The sequence below is a fragment of the Actinopolyspora lacussalsi genome (assembly GCA_030803735.1).
GTDB lineage: Bacteria > Actinomycetota > Actinomycetes > Mycobacteriales > Pseudonocardiaceae > Actinopolyspora > Actinopolyspora lacussalsi.
In genome coordinates this window covers 1,328,658-1,347,558 of the sequence record JAURUC010000001.1, presented here as the reverse complement: position 1 = coordinate 1,347,558, position 18,901 = coordinate 1,328,658, and the positions used below count along the sequence as shown (strand labels likewise).

19 protein-coding genes are annotated in these 18,901 nt (G+C 66.7%); 12 read left to right on the top strand and 7 right to left on the bottom strand.

What is annotated here, in order from left to right:
* The first annotated feature begins 208 nt into the window (after positions 1–208).
* Positions 209–640 (top strand): ester cyclase, encoded by a 432-nt coding sequence (locus J2S53_RS05905; protein WP_092972960.1) that lies wholly within the window; start codon positions 209–211, stop codon positions 638–640.
* A 134-nt stretch (positions 641–774) separates the two neighbouring features.
* Here J2S53_RS05905 and J2S53_RS05900 read toward each other — a convergent pair whose 3' ends face one another.
* Entirely contained in the window at positions 775–1,863 is a 1,089-nt protein-coding gene (locus J2S53_RS05900) for an LLM class flavin-dependent oxidoreductase (RefSeq protein WP_456240125.1), read from the bottom strand.
* Positions 1,864–2,004: 141 nt separating this feature from the next.
* Positions 2,005–2,217, bottom strand: a complete 213-nt coding sequence (locus J2S53_RS05895; RefSeq protein WP_456240124.1) for an RNA-binding S4 domain-containing protein — start codon at positions 2,215–2,217, stop codon at positions 2,005–2,007.
* A 456-nt stretch (positions 2,218–2,673) separates the two neighbouring features.
* Here J2S53_RS05895 and J2S53_RS05890 point away from each other — a divergent pair, with 456 nt between their 5' ends.
* From J2S53_RS05890 to J2S53_RS05870, 5 genes are all read left to right on the top strand, one after another.
* Positions 2,674–3,171 (top strand): hypothetical protein, encoded by a 498-nt coding sequence (locus tag J2S53_RS05890; RefSeq protein WP_456240123.1) that lies wholly within the window; start codon positions 2,674–2,676, stop codon positions 3,169–3,171.
* A gap of 289 nt (positions 3,172–3,460) precedes the next feature.
* A complete protein-coding gene (locus J2S53_RS05885) occupies positions 3,461–4,267 on the top strand; it encodes a pyrimidine reductase family protein (protein ID WP_456240122.1) in 807 nt (268 codons plus the stop codon).
* A gap of 134 nt (positions 4,268–4,401) precedes the next feature.
* Positions 4,402–5,271, top strand: coding sequence for a dihydropteroate synthase (folP, locus tag J2S53_RS05880; RefSeq protein WP_092972952.1), 870 nt, complete (start codon positions 4,402–4,404; stop codon positions 5,269–5,271).
* A gap of 80 nt (positions 5,272–5,351) precedes the next feature.
* Positions 5,352–6,350: a glucosyl-3-phosphoglycerate synthase gene (locus tag J2S53_RS05875; protein ID WP_456240121.1), complete on the top strand. Its 999-nt coding sequence runs from the start codon at positions 5,352–5,354 to the stop codon at positions 6,348–6,350.
* Between the two features lie 73 nt (positions 6,351–6,423).
* The gene (locus J2S53_RS05870; protein WP_456240120.1) at positions 6,424–7,170 is read left to right on the top strand and encodes a class III extradiol dioxygenase subunit B-like domain-containing protein; all 747 of its coding nucleotides are present in this window, start codon (positions 6,424–6,426) and stop codon (positions 7,168–7,170) included.
* 32 nt (positions 7,171–7,202) lie between these two features.
* On the opposite strand, the gene J2S53_RS05865 is transcribed toward J2S53_RS05870, so the two are convergent.
* Positions 7,203–8,540: an NAD(P)/FAD-dependent oxidoreductase gene (locus tag J2S53_RS05865; protein ID WP_456240119.1), complete on the bottom strand. Its 1,338-nt coding sequence runs from the start codon at positions 8,538–8,540 to the stop codon at positions 7,203–7,205.
* 317 nt (positions 8,541–8,857) lie between these two features.
* Between J2S53_RS05865 and J2S53_RS05860 the strand changes: the two genes are divergently transcribed.
* Positions 8,858–9,256 carry a carboxymuconolactone decarboxylase family protein gene (locus J2S53_RS05860; protein WP_165400628.1) on the top strand — a complete coding sequence of 133 codons (399 nt, stop codon included), beginning with the start codon at positions 8,858–8,860 and terminating at the stop codon, positions 9,254–9,256.
* A gap of 4 nt (positions 9,257–9,260) precedes the next feature.
* On the top strand, positions 9,261–9,485 hold the full coding sequence (locus J2S53_RS05855; RefSeq protein WP_456240118.1) for a hypothetical protein: 225 nt from the start codon (positions 9,261–9,263) through the stop codon (positions 9,483–9,485).
* Positions 9,486–9,590: 105 nt separating this feature from the next.
* Here the strand turns inward: J2S53_RS05855 and J2S53_RS05850 are convergent, their stop codons facing one another.
* The 4 genes from J2S53_RS05850 to J2S53_RS05835 all read right to left on the bottom strand — a co-directional run bounded on the left by J2S53_RS05850 (position 9,591) and on the right by J2S53_RS05835 (position 14,980).
* The gene (locus J2S53_RS05850; RefSeq protein ID WP_456240117.1) at positions 9,591–10,313 is read right to left on the bottom strand and encodes a YqeB family protein; all 723 of its coding nucleotides are present in this window, start codon (positions 10,311–10,313) and stop codon (positions 9,591–9,593) included.
* 54 nt (positions 10,314–10,367) lie between these two features.
* Positions 10,368–11,627, bottom strand: a complete 1,260-nt coding sequence (locus J2S53_RS05845; RefSeq protein ID WP_456240116.1) for a hypothetical protein — start codon at positions 11,625–11,627, stop codon at positions 10,368–10,370.
* 217 nt (positions 11,628–11,844) lie between these two features.
* A complete protein-coding gene (locus J2S53_RS05840) occupies positions 11,845–12,942 on the bottom strand; it encodes a carboxylate-amine ligase (RefSeq protein ID WP_456240115.1) in 1,098 nt (365 codons plus the stop codon).
* A gap of 118 nt (positions 12,943–13,060) precedes the next feature.
* Positions 13,061–14,980 carry an FUSC family protein gene (locus J2S53_RS05835; RefSeq protein ID WP_456240114.1) on the bottom strand — a complete coding sequence of 640 codons (1,920 nt, stop codon included), beginning with the start codon at positions 14,978–14,980 and terminating at the stop codon, positions 13,061–13,063.
* A 375-nt stretch (positions 14,981–15,355) separates the two neighbouring features.
* Here J2S53_RS05835 and J2S53_RS05830 point away from each other — a divergent pair, with 375 nt between their 5' ends.
* From J2S53_RS05830 to J2S53_RS05815, 4 genes are all read left to right on the top strand, one after another.
* Complete coding sequence (locus tag J2S53_RS05830) at positions 15,356–16,024, top strand: trimeric intracellular cation channel family protein (RefSeq protein ID WP_456240113.1); 669 nt, start codon at positions 15,356–15,358, stop codon at positions 16,022–16,024.
* Positions 16,025–16,291: 267 nt separating this feature from the next.
* On the top strand, positions 16,292–17,203 hold the full coding sequence (locus J2S53_RS05825) for a metal ABC transporter solute-binding protein, Zn/Mn family (protein WP_456240112.1): 912 nt from the start codon (positions 16,292–16,294) through the stop codon (positions 17,201–17,203).
* Positions 17,200–17,961: a metal ABC transporter ATP-binding protein gene (locus tag J2S53_RS05820; RefSeq protein ID WP_456240111.1), complete on the top strand. Its 762-nt coding sequence runs from the start codon at positions 17,200–17,202 to the stop codon at positions 17,959–17,961. The genes J2S53_RS05825 and J2S53_RS05820 overlap by 4 nt, the downstream gene beginning before the upstream one ends.
* Entirely contained in the window at positions 17,958–18,794 is an 837-nt protein-coding gene (locus J2S53_RS05815; protein ID WP_456240110.1) for a metal ABC transporter permease, read from the top strand. Before J2S53_RS05820 ends, J2S53_RS05815 begins: the two co-directional genes overlap by 4 nt.
* Positions 18,795–18,901: the final 107 nt, after the last annotated feature.

Sequence of the window (18,901 nt, the reverse complement as noted above, 5' to 3'; positions counted from 1 at the left end):
GCCCCCGCGCGAACAGCACGTGAGACGAGACGGGGAGTGGTGGGAGTCTTTGGACTCTGGCGGGGGACGACCGAGGGGAGCAGGGTCGGAGGAGGAATTGCCCGGGCTGTCGTCGACCACGCGCCCGGCGCTTTCGACACCGTGTGAATCAAGGCGGGAACAGCGGAACCGGAACTCCGGTTCCGGGCACCAGGAACAGGAGAAACCTATGACACACGCCGAGACGCACCTGAAGATGCACCAACTGTTCAACGAGCGTCGGTTCGACGACATGGACGCCTACGTCGGTGAGCAGTACGCCTATATCGACCACGCTCGGGGAATCACCATGCACTCGCTCGACGAGTTCAAGGACTGGATGAGGGAGTGGTCCACCGCCTTCTCCGACGCTCGTGTGCTCGGTGAGTCGTTCGTCGAGGGCGAGTACGTCTCCGTGGCCTACTTCCACGGCCGTGGTGAGAACGACGGCCCGATGGGGTCACTGCCCGCGACGCGACGGCAGATGGACATTCCCTTCTGCGAGACGCTGCGCTACGACCAGCAGGGCAGGGTCATCGGCGGCGAGGTCTACTACGACCAGCTGAGCATTCTCACCCAGCTGGGACACATCGAGAGTTCGAAACTGACCGGAGCCTCCTGAACCGACGAGGCGCTGAACCGACCGGGTGCTCCGAGTTCTCGCGATTGGTCCGCGTGACCGGGCAGCCGTTCCGATCGGCCGCTCGGCCGCGCGTGACCTGCCAGGGCGGGATGCCGCCCCGTCCGGCGGGACAATCAGTGCACCGTCTCGCCGCTCCGCGCACGCAGCCTGGACTCGTGCGTGGGTGCCTCGGGTACGTGTGAGGGCTTGAGCGCGTCGAACTCCTTACGCAGTACCGGGATCACTTCTTCACCGAGCATGTCCAACTGCTCCAGCACGGTCTTGAGCGGCAGCCCCGCGTGGTCGATGAGGAACAGTTGACGCTGGTAGTCACCGACGTAGTCCCGGAAGGACAGGGTTCGGTCGATGACCTGTTGCGGACTGCCGACGGTCAGCGGAGTCCGCGACGTGAACTCCTCCAGCGAAGGCCCGCCGCCGTAGACCGGGGCCTCGTCGAAGTAGGGCCGGAACTCGGCCACCGCGTCCTGGGAGTTGCGGCGCATGAACACCTGGCCGCCGAGCCCCACGATCGCCTGGTCGGCCGAGCCGTGCCCGTAGTGCTCGAACCGTTGCCGGTACAGCTCGACCATCTGCTTGGTGTGCTCCGGTGGCCAGAAGATGTGGTTGTGGAAGAAACCGTTGCCGTAGTACGCGGCCTGCTCGGCGATCTCGGGGCTGCGGATGGAACCGTGCCACACGAAGGGCGGCAGATCGTCCAGCGGTCGAGGCGTGGCGGTGAAACCCTGCAGCGGGGTGCGGAACTCGCCCTGCCAGTCCACCACCTCCTCGTGCCACAACCGGTGCAGCAGGTGGTAGTTCTCGATCGCCAGCGGGAGTCCCTGGCGGATGTCCTGCCCGAACCACGGATACACCTGTGCCTGATTGCCCCGCCCCAGCATGAGATCCACCCGGCCGTCGGCCAGGTGTTGCAGCATGGCGAAGTCCTCGGCGATCTTGACCGGATCATCCGTGGTGATCAGCGTCGTCGAGGTCGAGAGGATCAGCCGTTCGGTCCGTGCCGCGACATATCCCAGCATGGTCGTGGGGGAGGAGGGCACGAACGGTGGGTTGTGGTGCTCACCGGTGGCGAACACGTCCAGCCCGACCTCCTCGGCCTTGCGGGCGATGGTCACCATCGCCTTGATCCGTTCGTGCTCGGTGGGCGTTCGGTTCGTGGTCGGGTCCGGCGTGACGTCGCCGACGGTGAAGACTCCGAACTGCATAATCCCGACCTCTCGGTGCGCTTGGACAACGACTCGCGTGGTGGAAACACGGTGGTTTTCGCGGCGGAAACACGGTGGCGGGCCCGGTTGTTCCGGGGTGTCGCCTTCGTTACAACGCCGTCTTCGTCACGACACCGCGACTCAGGCCGAGGTGACCCGCACCGTCTCCCCTCCGACACTGACCTCGTCACCCGGTGACAACTGCCGCCCACGTCGTGTCTCCGGCTCGTCGTTGACCAGCACCTCGCCGTCCTGGATCAGGCTTTTCGCCTCGCCGCCGTGCTCGACCAACCCAGCCAGCTTCAGCAGCTGCCCGAGCCGGATGGTGCCCTCGCCGATCTCCACGTGCTCCATGCTTTCGATTGTCCCCGACCCTCTTGGCCGTTCGACGAACCGTTCCGGGAGGTTTCGAGGAGTACACCACTGTGGGCTCCGCTCGGTGGATCGACCGGCTCGAGTCCCCGGGTGCGAACCTGGCCGAGTGGATAGGCCGCTCCTGCTCGATGTTCGTCGGAGGTTTCCGCGTTTTGCCGCACGAACCGTTTTCATTCCTGCTCGGAAGCACGAAAAATTTTGCCGATTTGCCGTGTTTCGGTTTGGTGTAGACTCTCGGATTTCGAGTGTCTTTCTGGTTGTCGGGGTTTTCCGGTGATCGCGGATGCGAATTTTTGTCGTTCTGCTCGGTGGGGAATGAATTGTTTTTCCTGTTGTCCCCGGAAAGTGTGTAGAATGTGGGGTCGCGCTGCGGGGGGAGAAGGATTCTGTTTCGCTGTGGACGGCTCGGAAAGAGTCGGACAACAGGAGGTTTTCGTGACCATCACCACCAAGACTCTGAGTGCGTTGAGTCTGGCCGCGCTGACGCTGACCGCTCCGGCCGCCGTGCAGGCCGCCGAACAGACCGCCGAGCGGCCGCCCTCCCCGCAACGGGGAGTCACCGCGCTGATGAGCGTTCACAACGAGAGCTACAGCGCCAAGTACCTCAACATCAACAACGTCAAGTGCCTCTACGACGACGGAGAGCAGGGCTCCAACGTCAGCATTTTCGAGGGCTGGTACGGAGTCAACGAACGCTTCCCGGAGTCCGGGCCGGGCCAGTACATCGAGAAGAAGCTCAGCGGCAAGTGCGCCAAGAGCTCCGCTTCGTTCAAGGTGAACTTCGCCAAGGTGGGCTGGGTGAAGATCAAGACCAGCGAGACAAAGGGTTACCACGTGGTCAAGAACACCAACAAGAAGCGCATTGATGTCGACATCACCCCCTACAGCGGTTACCCGCACTACACGCAGCGGATCGAGGTCTCGGTCGACTGATGCGGTGACCGTGTGATCGGTCGAGCGGCGCCCACCGGAGACCACGCTCCTCCGGTGGGCGCCGCTGTACGTGTTCGACCCCCGGATTCGGGTTCGCCGCGGTTCCCGGTGCCGTTCCGCCGGGCCGGTCCGAGAGGTGATCGGTTCGGGAATCGTGTTGTGTGAATTCCGCTGTGTGATCGGGCGGGCCTTTTCCCGTAGCGGGATCGTAATCGGTGATGCCCCTTTCTCGAATACCGCACGAGCGAGCGAACCCTTTCGTTCGGTCTCCGAGTAGGATCGTGTCGGTGTGAACGGCACGGACGTGCCGATGAAAGGGGCCTCGATGTTCGTGCGGGACGTGGAACGCAGTCGCGACCTCGAAGTCGAGGAACTCGCTTCGAGCTATGCCTATCCCGAGTCGTTGACTCACCCGTGGACGAGGGTCAATTTCGTGACCAGCGTCGACGGTGCTTCCAGTGTCGAGGGGCGCAGTGGCGGACTGGGGCATCCCGCCGACGGGGTCGTCTTCGAACTGGTGCGGGACCTCGCCGATGTGGTGCTCGTCGGTGCCGGTACCGCGGTGGCGGAGGGCTACAGCGGTGTATCCCGAACCGCAGAACGTGTGCGACGTCGCCGTGCGCTGGGACGTTCCGATGTGCCACCGCTCGCCGTGGTCACTCGCGGAGCTCTGCCTCCGGACGCCGGGGTGCTCACCGACACCGAGGTGCCAACCGTGGTGGTCACCTGTGCCACGGCGGGCAGGGAACGCATCCAGGCTTACCGCGCGGCGGGTGCCGAGGTGCTCGTGGCAGGCGAGTGGGAAGTGGACCTGTCGTGGACCGTCGCCGAGTTCGGCAGGCGCGGCTGGTGCCACGTCGTCTGTGAGGGCGGACCCGGGCTTTTCGGCGGAATGGTCCGCAACGGTCTCGTCGACGAGGTGTGCCTGACCGTTTCTCCCATGCTGGCGGGCTCCGGTGCGGGGCGCATCGTCAGCGACCTCGCGGAGGACACCCACAGGCGACTCCGGCTGTGCTCGGTCGTGCGCGCCGAGGACGCACTGTTGCTGCGGTACTACACCCAACAGGCGGTCCGCAGACTGGACGAGGTGTGTTGATCACGTCAGTGCCTCGGTGTAGAAGTAACCAGGGCCGCTGTTTCGAGTGGCGCACGACAAACGAGACCGTGGTCGGCCCGTTCGATGTGGCACATTGGTCGGGGTGATGGCCCCGACGAAGCGGATTGGTGGATATGCGGACGACCGTGCGCTTCCGGGGACGTGACCTCGGTGCTCAGCGGCCACTGGTGATGGCGATCGTGAATCGCACACCGGACTCCTTCTACGACAGGGGCAGGACCTTCGAGTTCGACGCCGCGTTGTCCGCCGTCGACGAAGCCGTGGCCGACGGTGCCGACATCGTCGACATCGGCGGCGTGAAAGCCGGCCCCGGGACTCTCGTAGATGTGGACGAGGAGATCGAGCGTACCGCTCCGTTCGTGACGGAGGTGCGGCGGCACTTCCCCGACCTGGTGATCAGCGTGGACACCTGGAGACACGAGGTGGGGCGTGCGGTGTGCGCGCGGGGAGCCGACCTGCTCAACGACACCTGGGCCGGGGCCGATCCCAAGCTGGTCGAGGTCGCGGCCGAGTTCCGGGCGGGTTATGTGTGTTCGCACACCGGCGGTGCCGTGCCGCGCACCCGTCCGCACCGCGTGCGCTACGAGGACGTGGTGCGTTCCGTGGTGGACGAGACCACGCGGCAGGCGGAACGCGCCGCCGAGATCGGTGTTCCCGAGGACGGCATCCTCATCGATCCGACCCACGATTTCGGCAAGAACACCAGGCACAGTCTGGCTCTGCTGCGGCACACCGATCAACTGGTGGCAACCGGATGGCCGGTGCTGATGGCACTTTCGAACAAGGATTTCGTCGGTGAGACGCTCGGCACCGAGCTGTCCGAGCGTGTGACGGGCACGCTGGCGGCCACCGCGCTGGCCGCCCGTGACGGAGCAACCGCGTTCCGGGTACACGAAGTACGGCAGACGCGCCAGGTACTGGATATGGTCGCGGGCATCGCAGGGGAGCGAGAACCCGCCTCGACCGTGCGCGGCCTGGCCTGACCGCTGTGCCGTTCCCGCGCGGACGAGGTGTTCGGGGCGGCAGGAAGCAGCCGAGCTGCTGGGAGCAGTGACCAAGAAACATGACACCCGAGGCCGAGCGGTGGTTCGCCGCTCGTAGCTGGCAGGACCCGTCCTGGTCGGTCGAGGAACTGACACGACTGAAAGGCGCTCGTCGGGTCAGTGTCGTGCTGCCCGCGCTGAACGAGCAGGAGACGATCGCTCCCATCATCGCCGAGCTCCTGCCGCTGGCGGAACCGGACGGGAGGGGAGAAGCCCTGGTCGACGAGATCGTGGTGCTCGACTCCGGTTCCACGGATCACACCCGCGAGTTCGCCCTGCGTGCCGGCGCACGTGTGGTGGCCCGCGAGGACGTGCTGCCCGAGTTCGAGCCACGAACAGGCAAGGGTGAGGTGCTGTGGCGCTCGTTGGCTGCCGTTTCCGGCGATCTCCTCGTGTTCCTCGACTCGGACCTGGTCGATTTCGACGCCCGGTTCGTTCCGGCATTGCTCGGTCCCCTGCTCACCGGTGACGAGCCGGTACTGGTCAAGGGTTTCTACCGGCGACCGTTGCGGTTGCCGCGGGAAGGTGTGCGGCAGGCCGAGGGAGGCGGGCGCGTCACCGAGCTGCTGGCTCGCCCCGTGCTTTCCGCTGTGCGCCCCGACCTGGCGGGCGTGGTTCAGCCCCTGGGCGGCGAGTACGCGGCCCGCCGCGAGTTTCTGGAGTCCGTCCCCTTCGCCCCGGGCTACGGTGTGGAGACGGGACTGCTCATCGACGCCTACGATCGCCACGGCCTCGCCGGACTGGCCCAGGTCAATCTCGGAGTGCGCAAGCACCGCAATCGAGGACTGCTACAGCTCGGGGTGATGTCCCGGCAGATTCTGGCCACCGCCCTGTCCCGCACGGAGGGGGACTCCTTCCCGGAAGGAGTTCTCGACGATTCGCGCGATGAGGTCTCCTGTCCCCAGGAGGTTTCCTACACCCAGTTCGTCCAGTCCGACTCGGAGTGGGTGCCGCACGATCAGCCGATTCCGACGGCGGAGCGTCCACCGCTGCGTAGCCTGCGGCGGAACTCGACGTGACGAACACGGCAACGATCTCCGCAGAGCACGAGTGACGGGCACGAGTGACGGGCACGATTGAGACGAGGCGAACATGCTGGTAGCGGCCGGAGTATTACCCCACCCCCCGGTGCTGGTTCCCGGGGTGGCCGGGCAGCGGGCGGCGGATCTCGACGGGATGCGAGCCAACTGCGATCTGGCTGTCACCCGGCTGTTCGACAGCGACCCCGATCTGGTCGTGGTGCTCGGCGGGGACGATCGCACCGCGTGCCACGGCTCGGACGTCACGGGCACGCTGGCCCCGTACGGACTGGACAAGACCTTCGGCGACGGAAGTGCTCGACTGCCGTTGTCGCTGACGATCGGACGCTGGCTGCTCGAGTCGCACATCGACCGGGCAGCCCGCGAGTTCCAGTCGGTTGCCTGGAACTCCACCCCGAGCGAGTGTCTCCGGCTGGGGGAACGGATCGCCGACCGTGCCGCACGGGTGGCACTGCTAGTGCTGGGGGACGGTTCGGCGTGTCGCACGGAACGCTCGCCGGGGTTTCTGGATCCGGACGCCGTCGCCTACGACGACCACGTGGCCGAGGCGTTGCGCTGCGGGGACACCACCGCGCTCGCCGCGTTGCGGCCGAAGACCGCCGAGCGGTTGCTGGTGGGCGGACGCCCGGCCTGGCAGGTGCTCGCCGGGGCCGCTTCCGAACGCTCACCGATCGGTGAGCTGCTGGACTACAGCGCGCCCTACGGAGTCGGGTACTTCGTCGCCACTTGGCTGTTCGACAGCGCTTTCCCACGTTCGGGCCATCCGGAGCGGGAGCAGGCGGAAACCCTCGCCGAGTGAGCGTCTCGACGAACCCCGTCGACGGGCTCCGGTCAGGTACGGACCGAACTCTGTGCCTCCTGCTCGCCACGCAGGTTCGGCAGCTCGGGTGAGGAGGTGTCCAGGGGAACCGTGCCGGAACGGACCATGCCCAGCTGCACGCACTGCCGTTTGGTGGTGGCCTCCAGCAGCCAGTCGATGGCCACCCGCAGCCGGTTCGTCGGCATCGCCATGAGGTGATAACCCCTGGTGACCGCCTTGGCAGTGAACCCGGAAAGTGGGATGCGCAGCGGATTGGCGGCTGCCTCGCGTGCCCCGAGGTCCACGACGAACCCGAGGTCGCGGTGGTGGTAGCCGTTGAGCCGTTCACCCCGCAGCGAGGCGAGCACGTTGCTGCCCGCCAGCTTGCCCTGCCGCGTGGCGTGCTGGGCGGTCATGGCCGTGAGCCGGCCGGGGTTGGCGCGGTCGGGAACCCCCGCGGCGTCGCCGCAGGCGAAGATGTGCGGATACCCGGGTACCGTCAGCGTCTCGTCGACCGTGAGCCTGCCTTCCGTGGTCTCCAGGCCCAGCGACTGCACCAGTGGGTCGGGACGGACACCGACGCACCAGATCAGTGACCGCGTCGCCACCTGTTGGCCGCTGTCGAGGGTGACACCGTTCTCGGTGGCTTCGCTGATCGAGGTTTCGGTAAGCAGCTCCACCCCCCGTTTCCGGAGTACGTCGGTGGCGGTGCTGGACAGCCGCCGATCGAGCCCGGGAAGTACCCGGGGAGCCACGTCGAGCAGCTTCCACCGAATCTCCTGGTCGCGCAGCTCCGGGTGGCGTTCCGCAAGGATGCGGGTGAAATCGGGGCCCTGCGCCGCGATCTCGGTTCCGGTGTAGCCGGCTCCGACCACCACGAACGTGCAGCGGGCGTCCCGCTCGGCCTGGTCGTTGGTGGCGGCCGCGAGCTCGATCTGCCTGGTGACGTGATCCCGGAAGTACAGTGCTTCGGGTACTCCTCGGAAGCCGTGTCCGTGCGTGGCCAGCCCGGGGATCGGCAGAAGCTTGTTGACGCTGCCCGCGGCCAGGATCAACCTGTCGAAGTTCACCGACCCCGTGTTGTCCTCGGGATCGGTGTAGGTGAGGTACCGGGCTTCCGGGTCGATCCGGTCCACCTCGCCCAGTACCAGCCGAACGGTGGGCAGTGTGCCCGCCAGCGAAACCGTGATCGCGCGCGGGTCGAGGATCCCGGAGGCGACCTCGGGCAGCAGCGGCAAGTACAGAAAGTAGTCGGTGGGGTTGACGAGGATGATCTCGGTTTCGTCCGGGCCGGTGTTCTTGGCGAGCTGTTCGGCCGCGTGGTAACCGGCGAATCCGCCCCCGACGATCACTACTCGAGTGTGTCCCATCGCGTTCCCAACTGGTCGGTTCCTCTCCGTTCCCGCTTACCCGGGACAGGACTCGATCAAACCGGCGATGCTCTCCGAACCGGCGGTGCTCTTCAGGAGCGTCGTGTCCGGCACCGAAAGACCGAAGACTCTAGTGCCGGCGGTGGCACCGGCCGCACGCTGGAAGGGTCGAAGCGGTAGCGAGCGGCTCGGTATTCCGCGATGTCCGGTGCTTTCACCACCACTACGGTGCCGCGACATTCACAGGGCACCGGGCATCGCGCGGCGGGGTTCGCTCGTGGGCCGCCCACGTGACGGGAAGCGCAGGTGCGGCAATCATGACCACCACCACACTGACCCGGACCGAGGTGGAGGCCGACATCAGGGACACCCTCGGCCTGGTACCCACGTTCTTCTCCCGGATCCCGGACGAGCTGCTGGCACCGGAGTGGGAGATCTTCAAGCGCCTGGAACTCGACCAGACGTTGATTCCCAACAAGTACAAGGAACTGATCGGGGTAGCGCTGCACGCCGAGACCAAGTGCTACTACTGCACCCTGTTCCACACCGAGGCGGCGAAACTCTTCGGCGCCAGTGACGAGGAGATCCAGGAGGCGGTGCACTACGCCAAGAGCAGCGTGGGCTGGAGCGCCTACCTGAACGGTATTCGGGAGGACTACGACAACTTCGCAGCGGAACTGGCCCGTATCGGCGAGTACCTCGGTTCTCGGGGTTGAGCTCATGCGTCTGGAACGGATTCGCCCGACGGTGCTGCGGATGGTGCTGCACGCACACGAACTGGCCACGCTGATGACGGCCGCGCGCTGTGTCGCGGAAGCGAATCCGGCGGAGGTGCCCGACTCGGCGCGGGAAGAGCTCCGTGCGCTGCTGCGTGACTACGACCAGCAGCTGCGGTGTCTCGACACGACGGTGTCAGACGAAACCGATCGGTCGCGATCCGGGTGACAGAACTTTCCGCCGGTGCAGTCGGCGGTCAGGAGCGGGAAGTCGATCCCCTTCCGGGAGTCCGCGGAGGTGGAGTTCGGTGGCTCCGGCTGATCCGGACGGGAGTCACCGGCCGTGGGACAGTCGCCAGTACTGCTTCTTGTCCGAGTCCCGCACCACCACGCCGATCCGGGCGAGTTCGTCCCGCAGTTCGCGGGCGTCCTCGCCGGAATCGCCGTGACGCAGGGCCTTCGCGCGTGCCTTGAGCAGTGCGTCCGCGCCCGTCGGCATGCCGGGAGTGTCGGGGACCCAGCGGCGGAACTCGTCCGCACAGGGGTCCTCGTCGGCCCAGCGGTATCCGTGAGTGCGGAAAGCGGTGGCCAGCCTGTCGGTTTTGAGGTCGAACTCCTCCCGCGCCAGTTCCGCCGTGTCGCCGTCCAGCAGCACGAGCTGTTTGCCGTCGCGACAAGCGACGTCCACGGTCCCGCCGGGCCATTCCCGGGTGCTGCCCCGTCGGTGCAGCGCCACCCGATCGGCGGCCACCGTCACGGTGAGACTGTCGTGGTAGGCGTGCAACGCGAGCGTGATCCCGCCCAGCGCCCCGAGTGCGACGAGACCGAGAGTCACCCACGGTTCGGGCAACGAGTTCACCAGTTCCGCCGGGCCTCGCATCGGTGCCCAGGGCAGGCTCACCAGCCAGTCCGCGAGCAACCGCACGCCCCAACCCAACCCCGCCCCGAGCACGGTGAACACGACTCCGACCGCCGGGTACGTCCACGACGGTTCGGCCACCACGGTGGGACCGGTGGGTTGTGGCTCGGGGTTCAGCGGCGAAGGAGTGTCGGTCACCCGCGAAATCCTACTGAACGCCTCTCGTCGCACGTGGGCTGTTGACCGTTTCCGTCAGCGGGGATGACCGATGTCGGCCGCAGGCTCGCTCCGCCCGAATTGGTTACCGGAGGCCCACACGTGCATCCACTGGTCGTTCTCCTGACGGTAGGCGTTGCCCTGCTCGTTGACCGCGACGGGTTTCGAGTCGTGGTAGAACCAGTTGTTGTCGATGTCGCAGCGGTTCGCGGGGACTCCCCGGATCGCGATGGCCTCCTGATCGCGATTGGCGGGGGAGACGTCGGTGGTGAACCGGAAGGTGTTGTGGTGGATGTTGATGGTCCCACCCGCCACTTCGGTCTCGCTGCCGTCGTTCTGGGCACGCCCGTGCATGTCGAAGGCGTGACTGATCGGGTGCTCGCCGACCAGGTTGTAACGAGCCGTGTATCCGTTGGAGGAGTAGCCGTAACCGGCGATGGAGTGCCGGTTGTAGTCGAAGTAGTTCCACTCGATCACGGACTCGCCATTGTAGAGGTTCACGCCGTAGCCGAAGTGTTCCATCGGGTTGTTGTGGATACTGTTGTGATCGATCCGGGACGAAACCGGGTAGCCACCGGCGCCGACCGAGATGGCCGCGTGGGTGAAGCCGTACAGCTGGCAGTTGTCCACCCGGCAGTCCTCGCCCAGGAAGTGGATACCGCCGATGAGGTAGTTGTCGTAGGCCGTGTGGTCGGAGAGATCGCCGTCGAAGCCCTCCGGGTCCCAGTAGTTCGCCAGCCGAGGGCCCTGGATCCGCAGACCGGTGAACCGGACCCGGTCTCCGTAGGTCTTGAACATGGGCAGCGCCTTGTCGGCCACCGGATTCCGGTTCCTGGTGGTGTAGATCAGTCCGCCGAGGCTGCCGTTGTTGCCGCGACCTCCCGAAATGATGACACCGGTGCTGATCGGTAGCGTGTTCTCCGCGCCTGTCATGTCGATCGCAGCGTCGTCGGCGACGCGGATGATGTCGCCGTCACCGGCGTTCTCCAGCGCGTTCTTGAGCCCGTTGAAGTCGTTGACGTGGAACTCAGGAGTGTCGCCGGGACTGGCGTGATATGTCACGCCGCCGCCTTGCTTCAGGTCCACCGGGGCGGGATCGGGCATCGTGTTCACCGCCGCGGCGGTGTTCACCGAGGTGGGTACGGCCGTGGCCCTGGAAGACGCCATCGCCGTGCTCGCGGTGGCTCCCGCCAGCGCGAGTCCCGCGGCTCCCGCGGTACCCAGTTTCAGGAAGTTCCGTCGGCCGAGTCCGTTCTCGGTGCTCCGATCCGTCCCGTTCGTTCCGTCCGGACTCATGGTGATCCTCCCGTGCCTTGTGGGCTTGTTACGGACGATCGTGATCAATCCGGCGGGATGATCGGTTACCTGCCGAATCCGCGTCAACACCCGATGTGTCGATCGTGGTTCCCGATGATCCCGTTCCGGTCGGTGGAGCGTCCCGATGGGGGCCGGAGTTCGTCCGGTCTCCCGTGCTCCGGCCGTCACGTTCCGACACCGGTTCCGTAATGCTCGCTCAGCCCTCGCCGTGGGTAACGGTCATCGCAGTGAGCACGTCGTCCAGGTTGCCCCGCTTACGGAACGCGTCTCGCTGCGCGGCCACGCTCGTACTTCCGCTCAGCAGCCGGGATACCCAACCGCGAACTCGCTCGTTGTCGCCGTGGGCGCGCAACGACGCCTCCGAGTAGTCCAGCATGCGTCGTACCTGCTGTTCGGCCGGCCGGGCACGCGCCGAGATCGGGTCGACCAGCTCGCCGGAGAGTCCGGAACGGGCAGCCCGCCAGCGAGCCGCGTGCTCCAGTTCCGGTCTGGGGACACGCGGTGGTACTCGGTCTCGTCGCTCCGCAACACACCGCTCGGTCAGTGCTCGGGCGATCCCGGCCAGCACCACGGTCTGTTCCGGACGTGGATCCACGTCGCACATCCGGAATTCCACTGTGGAAACGTGCTCCGAGGGGCGCACGTCCCAGTAGAGCATCTCGCGGTCCCGCAACACCCCGACGTCGACCAGACGCTGCGTCGCGGCCACGTAGTCGGCGTAGGAGTCGAACAGCCCCGGCATACCGGCGCTCGGCCACTGCCACCAGATCTGCGCCCGGTAGCTGGCGTAGTCGGTGTCCTCGCCGCGCCAGAACGGTGAGTTCGCCGAAAGGGCCAGCAGCACCGACATCCAGGGGCGAACACGATTCATAACCGCCACGGCGTCCTCGGGGTCGTCGACTCCGACGTGGATGTGACAGCCGCAGACCAGCTGTTGCCGTGCCACTACGCCGAACCTGGCCATAGTTTCCTCGTAGCGTGCTTTCGGGGTCACCGCTACCCGTTGGGTTCCCGGATACGTACCACTGGCGATCAGACTGTTCTCCCGCTCGTCCGCCGCGGTTACCAGCTCGCCACGGAGACGGAGCAGTTCCGAGTGGAGTTCGCCCAGTTCGGTGCACACGGGTGTGGACAACTCGATCTGCGAGGACAGCATTTCCGGATCCACCCGTCCCGGCGCCACACCCGTCAAACGTTCTCCCGCGAGCCGGGGACCGGCGTCGGACAACTGCCCGGTGGTGGTGTCGACGAGGTGGAACTCCTCCTCCACACCCAGTGTGAGCGCATCGTGCACACCATCACCTCCGGAAACTCCCACTCCCATCCTTGCTGGTCGCTCGCGAAGCCGCCATCCGGAGCACCGGACCGGACGCCGTCGTATGACCAGCATCCCGATCGGCGGTGCGCGGGAGTCAGCGGTGTGCGGCCTCGGCGCGTGTCCGTTGCCGGGCGGGTAGTTCCCGCTGTCGTTCGTTGATCTCGTCGCCGAGCTCGGCGAGTCGGTCGGGAAGGGTGGTGGGGGGATCCACCGCCCCGGTGCTGGCGACCTCTCGCAACTGGCGTGCCGTCGATCGCATGCTCGACACGATCCGCTGGGTGTGCTGCAGGCTGAACGCCTCCTCGCCCCGTTCGATGTGAATGGCGCGTTCGGTGGCGCCGTCCACGAGTCGTTCCAGCACGATGATCGAGGTCCACCACTTCTCCGCGGTGCTCGCCGAGGTGGGTTCCACCAGGCGTTGCCGCAGCGCGGCACGCAGCTCGGACAGTTGCCGGTAGCTACGACGGCGTGCCGTCGACCGCCCCTGCTCGAATCCGGCCAGCGACAGCGATACGTATTCCGAGACCGTCTCCACAGCCGCGGCGAACCGTCGAGCCAGTGGCGCCTGCCGCTGCAGCGGGGAGAAGAGGAGGCCGACCACCAGCAGAATGGCGCAGCCGAGCAGCGAGTCGATCAATCGCACCGCGGGCAGTGCCGGTGTCGGTTCCACCTGGACCATCTTCAGCAGTACCAGGCACGTCACCACACCGGTGAACAGGCCGTAGTGTCGGCTCAACGAGTCGGGCACCAGTGCGGCCAGCAGCACCATGAACGGCAGCAGCCACCAGCCGTGCGGCACGAGGGCCAGCAGTGCGGCCGCGGCGACTACGCCGAGCACGCTGCCGATGCCGCGCAACATCGCGCGCGCGAACAGCGACCCCGAATTGGGCTTCAGGATCAGCGCCACGGTGAGGGCGACCCAGTACGGTTGTTCGAGCGGCAGCGCCAGCCCCACCACCTCGGCCACGGCCAGGCACAGCGCCATCCGCGATGCCAGCAGCCAGCCGCTGCGCCCCACCGCCAGGCCCTCTCGCCAGGCCCGGAACCGGGCGCGGCGGTCCCGCCTGTCGGCCAGCTCTGTGGGGTCGGAGAGCTTCGCGGTGCGCAGCGAGTCGATCAACCCCGCCAGGGACTGTTCCAGTGCTCGTACGGCCGTGGCGGTCTCGTGCGTCGTCGGTCGGGACGGTGACGGGGTCGCGCCGGAGCGTACGCACCGTGCCAGGGTGCGCATCGTGGTCAGGGTGCGTTCCGGGGGTCTACTGCCCGCGTGCGCGAGGGCCACGGAGGCCTCCACCATCGGTGTGGCCTGTGAGAGCACCATGTGGAGCCGATCGTGCACGCGACTGCGCGCGGTGGCTCCCGCCGTGACCGCGATCAGGGTGTCGTGCGCCTCGTCCAGTGCTCCGGTCAGGGCCTGCCGCGCGTCGGTACGGGTCCGGGGGCTCTCGGCGGTGAGCATCCGAACGGTCGTGTCGAAGACCCGCGCCACCGCTTGTCGTGCGGGTGCGGTGCGACGGAACGGCCAGGTCGCGGCGATCAGCGCGAACGCCATCAGCTCACCCGCCACGAACCACCACAGTTGTCCGGTAGCGCTCATCGTCTCGGCGGGGTGGCCGGTGGCCACGATGCAGAACGTCAGCATCTGGGTGCCCGCCGCCGCCCAGAGGTCTCCCATCCGGCTCGCCAGCACCGAAAGCACCGAAACCGTCACCACCACGACCGCGGCGGCCCACGGTCCGGGGGCGTGAATGCCGAGTGCGAAGCCGACACCTCCCAGCAGCACGGTCAGCCCCACACGGTGCAGCCGGTACCGGTAGGAGCTGGTCAGGTCGGAAAAGCTGATGCACAGCGCTCCGAGCGAAAGCAGGATCGTCTCGGCGATCCGTCCGCTCGCCAGCCCCACCGCCTGCGGACCGGCTATTCCCAGTGCGGCCACACCGACCCGGCTCCAGTCCACCGGTATCGGGGCCGGGCGCAGCATTCTGCGCAGCCAGGAAGGCACGACGATTCGCAATACATACAGTAATCCGCTCCACCGCGGCCGTTGTCGGGTGACCGCACCGACGGAGAACACTCCACCTCCCGATGATCATGAGTACGCCGCTCGGACTTCCGCCGCGTCTCGGGTTTCACTCCCATTATTGCCCGATTCGGCCACGCGAAGTCCGGTTCACCACGCACATCACACCTTGTCGTGTGTCACTCCGGGACATTCGGTGAATGTCCGGTAAAAACGGTGTGTCGGGTGTTTCGGCGCGGTTTTCGGTGTTTCCCGCGAGCGAGTGAATGCGGTTGTCGAATTCCGGAAAGTGCGAATTCTCTCTCACGTTCCGGGGATCGCCTCGCCCGCCATACCGGGAACTCCCGAGGTGCCCGGCACACTGGGGCGATGACCCAGACACCGTTGCTGCTGGCCCTCGACCTGACCGGAACATTCGCGTTCGGTCTCAACGGCGCGCTTACCGCGGTACGCGCGGTGCGGCTGGATCTGGTGGGTGTGTTGACGCTGGGAATAGTCACCGCGTTGGGCGGCGGTATCGTTCGGGACGTTCTCATCGGTTCACTGCCACCGGCCACCTTCAACGCCCTCAGCTATCTCGGAGTTGCCGCGGCCGGTGCGTTGCTCGCGTTCTTCCTGAGCCTGCCGCTGGAACGGTTCTCCGCGCTGATCACGGTCTTCGACGCGGTCGGACTCAGCGTTTTCTGCGTAACCGGTGCGAGCAAGGCCCTGGAATTCGGACTGGACGGGGTGCAGGCGGTTCTGCTCGGCGCGATCACCGCCGTCGGTGGCGGAACGATGCGCGACGTGCTGATCCGTCGCGTTCCGACGGTGCTGAGCAGTGATTTCTACGTCGTGCCCGCGATGGTCGGAGCCGCGGTGACCGTGTTCGCCGAGCGGATGGGAATTTACGGCCTGGCCAGCGCGCTGGTCGCCGCGGCCGTTTGTTTCGTCATCCGAATGCTGGGGTTGCGATTCAATCTCTACGTGCCGAGCACACCGCGTCGGACCAGTCGTCGAGACGGGGAGGCCGCCTCGCCGGACTCCGGGAGCGAGTGAGGGCTCTGTCCTGACTCCGCTTCGGTTAGTGACGGTTCGTAACCGGTGGCCGGTTCGATGACCGGAAGTCTTACCGGGAACGGGTCCCACTGCCTTCGACGTCGCTTCGCGCAAGCATTCGGGGCAGTGATCTTTTACACACTCGTAAGTCTCGTCGGGCGATTGACACATTCTGTTGGTAACGGTTTTCATTTTCATGTCGCTGGAGAGTGGGAGTTCCCACCCGGCCGATTACTCAACGTGTCCAACTTCGAGGTGAACCGAGACTTGTTCGAACAACGGCGAAAGCCCCGCGGCGCACGGAAGTCGTTGGCGCTCGTGCTGGCGGTGTCCGGCGTGCTGGCCGGTGCCTGCGGCACCGGGGGAAGTGATCAGAGCTCCGGTGGAGACGCCGCCGAGCCATTGCGGGCGTTCGTGAGCATCCCGCCGCAGCGCTACTTCGTGGAGCACATCGGAGGTGAGCACGTCGACACCACCGTGCTGCTTCCTCCCGCTGCCTCGCCCGCGCTGTACGAGCCCAAGCCGTCCGAACTGCGGTCCCTGTCCGAGGCGGACGTCTACTTCGGCGTGGACGTGCCCTTCGAGCGCTCCATGGCCGACCGGATCAAGGCGGCCGGTGGTGACGACATGCGATTCGTGCGAACCTGGAAGAACGTCGATCGGGAGCAGCTGGCGGGCGGCAAACCGGATCCACACATCTGGCTCTCCCCGCAGCGGGTCAAGACCCAGGCCGAGACGATCGCGGCAGCACTGAGCCAGGTCGACCCCGCTCATGAGGAGGACTACCGGAACAACCTGCGGCGGCTCCAGGAGCGCGTCGACACCGTCGACGCCGACATCACGCGCGAGCTCGAACCCGTCGCAGGAAGTACTTTCATGTCGTTCCACCCGGCGTGGAACTACTTCGCAGGCGATTACGACCTGAAGATGCTCCCCATCGAGTCCGGTGGCAAGGAGCCCAGCGCCGCGCGGTTGCGCGAGATCGTCGGGCGGGCCGAGGACCGTGACATCCGAGCCGTGTTCGTCCAGCCCCAGTTCTCGAAGGACGACGCGCGCACCATCGCCAAGCAGGTGGGAGCGACGGTGAAACCGCTGGACCCGCTGGCACGTGACTGGGAGAAGAACGTGCGTCACGTCGCGACCGAACTAGCGAACGCGTTGCGGGACGGCTCCCGATGAGTTCGACGAACGCCGTGACACTGACCGGGGTCCGTGCGGGATACGGTGCCACCCCCGTGTTGTCCGAGGTGAACCTGACGCTGGCGGCAGGTGAATTCCTCGCGGTGACCGGTCCCAACGGCGGGGGAAAGTCCACCCTGCTCGGACTGCTCGTCGGTCTGCTGCGCCCGTTCGCCGGGGAGGTCGAGATCCACGGTCGGCCGCCGCACCGGGCTCGGGGGCGGATCGGCTATCTACCCCAGGCAGCGCGGCTGGATCTCGAGTTCCCCATGACGGTCCGTGACCTCACCGCGATGGGGCGTCTCCGTTCGACCTGGTTACCACAACGACTGCGTGCCGCCGACCGCGCGGCGGTGACGGAGCTCCTGCGGTGGGTCGGGCTCGCGGAGCTCGCCGCACGTCCCGTGGCGGCCCTGTCGACCGGACAACGCAGACGTGTCCTGCTCGCCAGAGCACTGGCCACCGAGCCGGACCTGCTCGTGCTGGACGAGCCCGAGGCGGGCATCGACGCGGAGTCGGCCGAGCGGCTCCAACAGCTGTTGTCCTCGCTGATCGGCAGCATGACCGTCGTCGTGGCCTCCCACGACATCGAAGGCACCGCCTCCCTGGCGACGTGCGGCGTCACGGTCGATCACGGCCTGACGCCGTGGTCCGGCAACGGGGAGCAGGACGAATCGGTGCGGCGAGTCGGGGATCCGCCGTCGAGTACCGGTGACCGTGTTCCGGAACACGCGAGTCCGATCGGAGGTTCGATGTGATCGAGGCGCTGCGCCTGGAGTTCATGCAGAACGCCGTCATCGCGGCGGTACTGGCCAGTGTGGTGCTCGGCGTGGTCGGTTCCCTGGTGGTGGTCAACCGGGAGGTCCTGGTGGGCGGTGGTATCGCGCACGCCTCCTACGGCGGGGTCGGGCTGGGCTTCCTGCTCGGGCTCGACCCGTCCGTGACGGCCATGCTCTTCGGAGTTCTCGCCGCTGTGATCATGGGTGTGCTGCGGCGTTACGTCCGGCAACGCAACGACACCCTGATCGGGATGCTGTGGGCCGTCGGCATGTCGCTGGGAGTTGTCTTCGTCCAGCTCACCCCGGGATACACCGCCAACGCTCGCAGCTTCCTGTTCGGCTCGCTGCTGTCGATCCCCCGTGGCGATCTCCCATTGCTCGGCGCGGTCGCGCTGGTGCTCGTCGGTTTCGTCGTGCTGTACTACCGGCCGCTGCTGGCCCACTCCTTCGACCGCGACTTCGCGCTGAGCCGCAACCTGCCGGTCTTCCCGCTGGAACTGGTGCTGCTGGCGGCCATCGCCCTGGCCGTGGTCGTGCTCATCCAACTGGTCGGTGTGGTCCTGCTTATCGCGCTGCTGACCATCCCGGCCGCGACGGCGGGACTGTTCACCCGCACGCTCGCGACCATGATGACAACCACCGTCCTGGTGGGCGTGGTCGTCACCCTCGGAGGGTTGAGCGCCTCCTACACGTTCGACCTGCCCTCCGGGCCCGCGATCGTGCTCAGCGCCTGCGCGCTCTTCGCTCTCGGACGGGGAGGTTTCCCTACGCTACGGGCGGTCCGACGGCGTCTCCGGTCTCGAACGGCGTGATCGGGTGGGCAGGGGGCAGCGGGTGTCGGCGCGGTGGTGGAGCCGCGCGTTCCCGGACAATGCCGGAAGGGCGGCGGATTCCGCTGTTTCCACGTCGCTTGTCACCT

Coding starts and splice junctions, on each gene's coding strand:
- J2S53_RS05895 (WP_456240124.1), bottom strand. CDS start 2,217: ATGGAGCACGTGGAGATCGGCGAGGGCACCATCCGGCTCGGGCAGCTG.
- J2S53_RS05900 (WP_456240125.1), bottom strand. CDS start 1,863: ATGCAGTTCGGAGTCTTCACCGTCGGCGACGTCACGCCGGACCCGACC.
- J2S53_RS05845 (WP_456240116.1), bottom strand. CDS start 11,627: ATGAGTCCGGACGGAACGAACGGGACGGATCGGAGCACCGAGAACGGA.
- J2S53_RS05855 (WP_456240118.1), top strand. CDS start 9,261: ATGCGTCTGGAACGGATTCGCCCGACGGTGCTGCGGATGGTGCTGCAC.
- J2S53_RS05870 (WP_456240120.1), top strand. CDS start 6,424: ATGCTGGTAGCGGCCGGAGTATTACCCCACCCCCCGGTGCTGGTTCCC.
- J2S53_RS05875 (WP_456240121.1), top strand. CDS start 5,352: ATGACACCCGAGGCCGAGCGGTGGTTCGCCGCTCGTAGCTGGCAGGAC.
- J2S53_RS05905 (WP_092972960.1), top strand. CDS start 209: ATGACACACGCCGAGACGCACCTGAAGATGCACCAACTGTTCAACGAG.
- folP (WP_092972952.1), top strand. CDS start 4,402: ATGCGGACGACCGTGCGCTTCCGGGGACGTGACCTCGGTGCTCAGCGG.
- J2S53_RS05820 (WP_456240111.1), top strand. CDS start 17,200: ATGAGTTCGACGAACGCCGTGACACTGACCGGGGTCCGTGCGGGATAC.
- J2S53_RS05865 (WP_456240119.1), bottom strand. CDS start 8,540: ATGGGACACACTCGAGTAGTGATCGTCGGGGGCGGATTCGCCGGTTAC.
- J2S53_RS05830 (WP_456240113.1), top strand. CDS start 15,356: ATGACCCAGACACCGTTGCTGCTGGCCCTCGACCTGACCGGAACATTC.
- J2S53_RS05860 (WP_165400628.1), top strand. CDS start 8,858: ATGACCACCACCACACTGACCCGGACCGAGGTGGAGGCCGACATCAGG.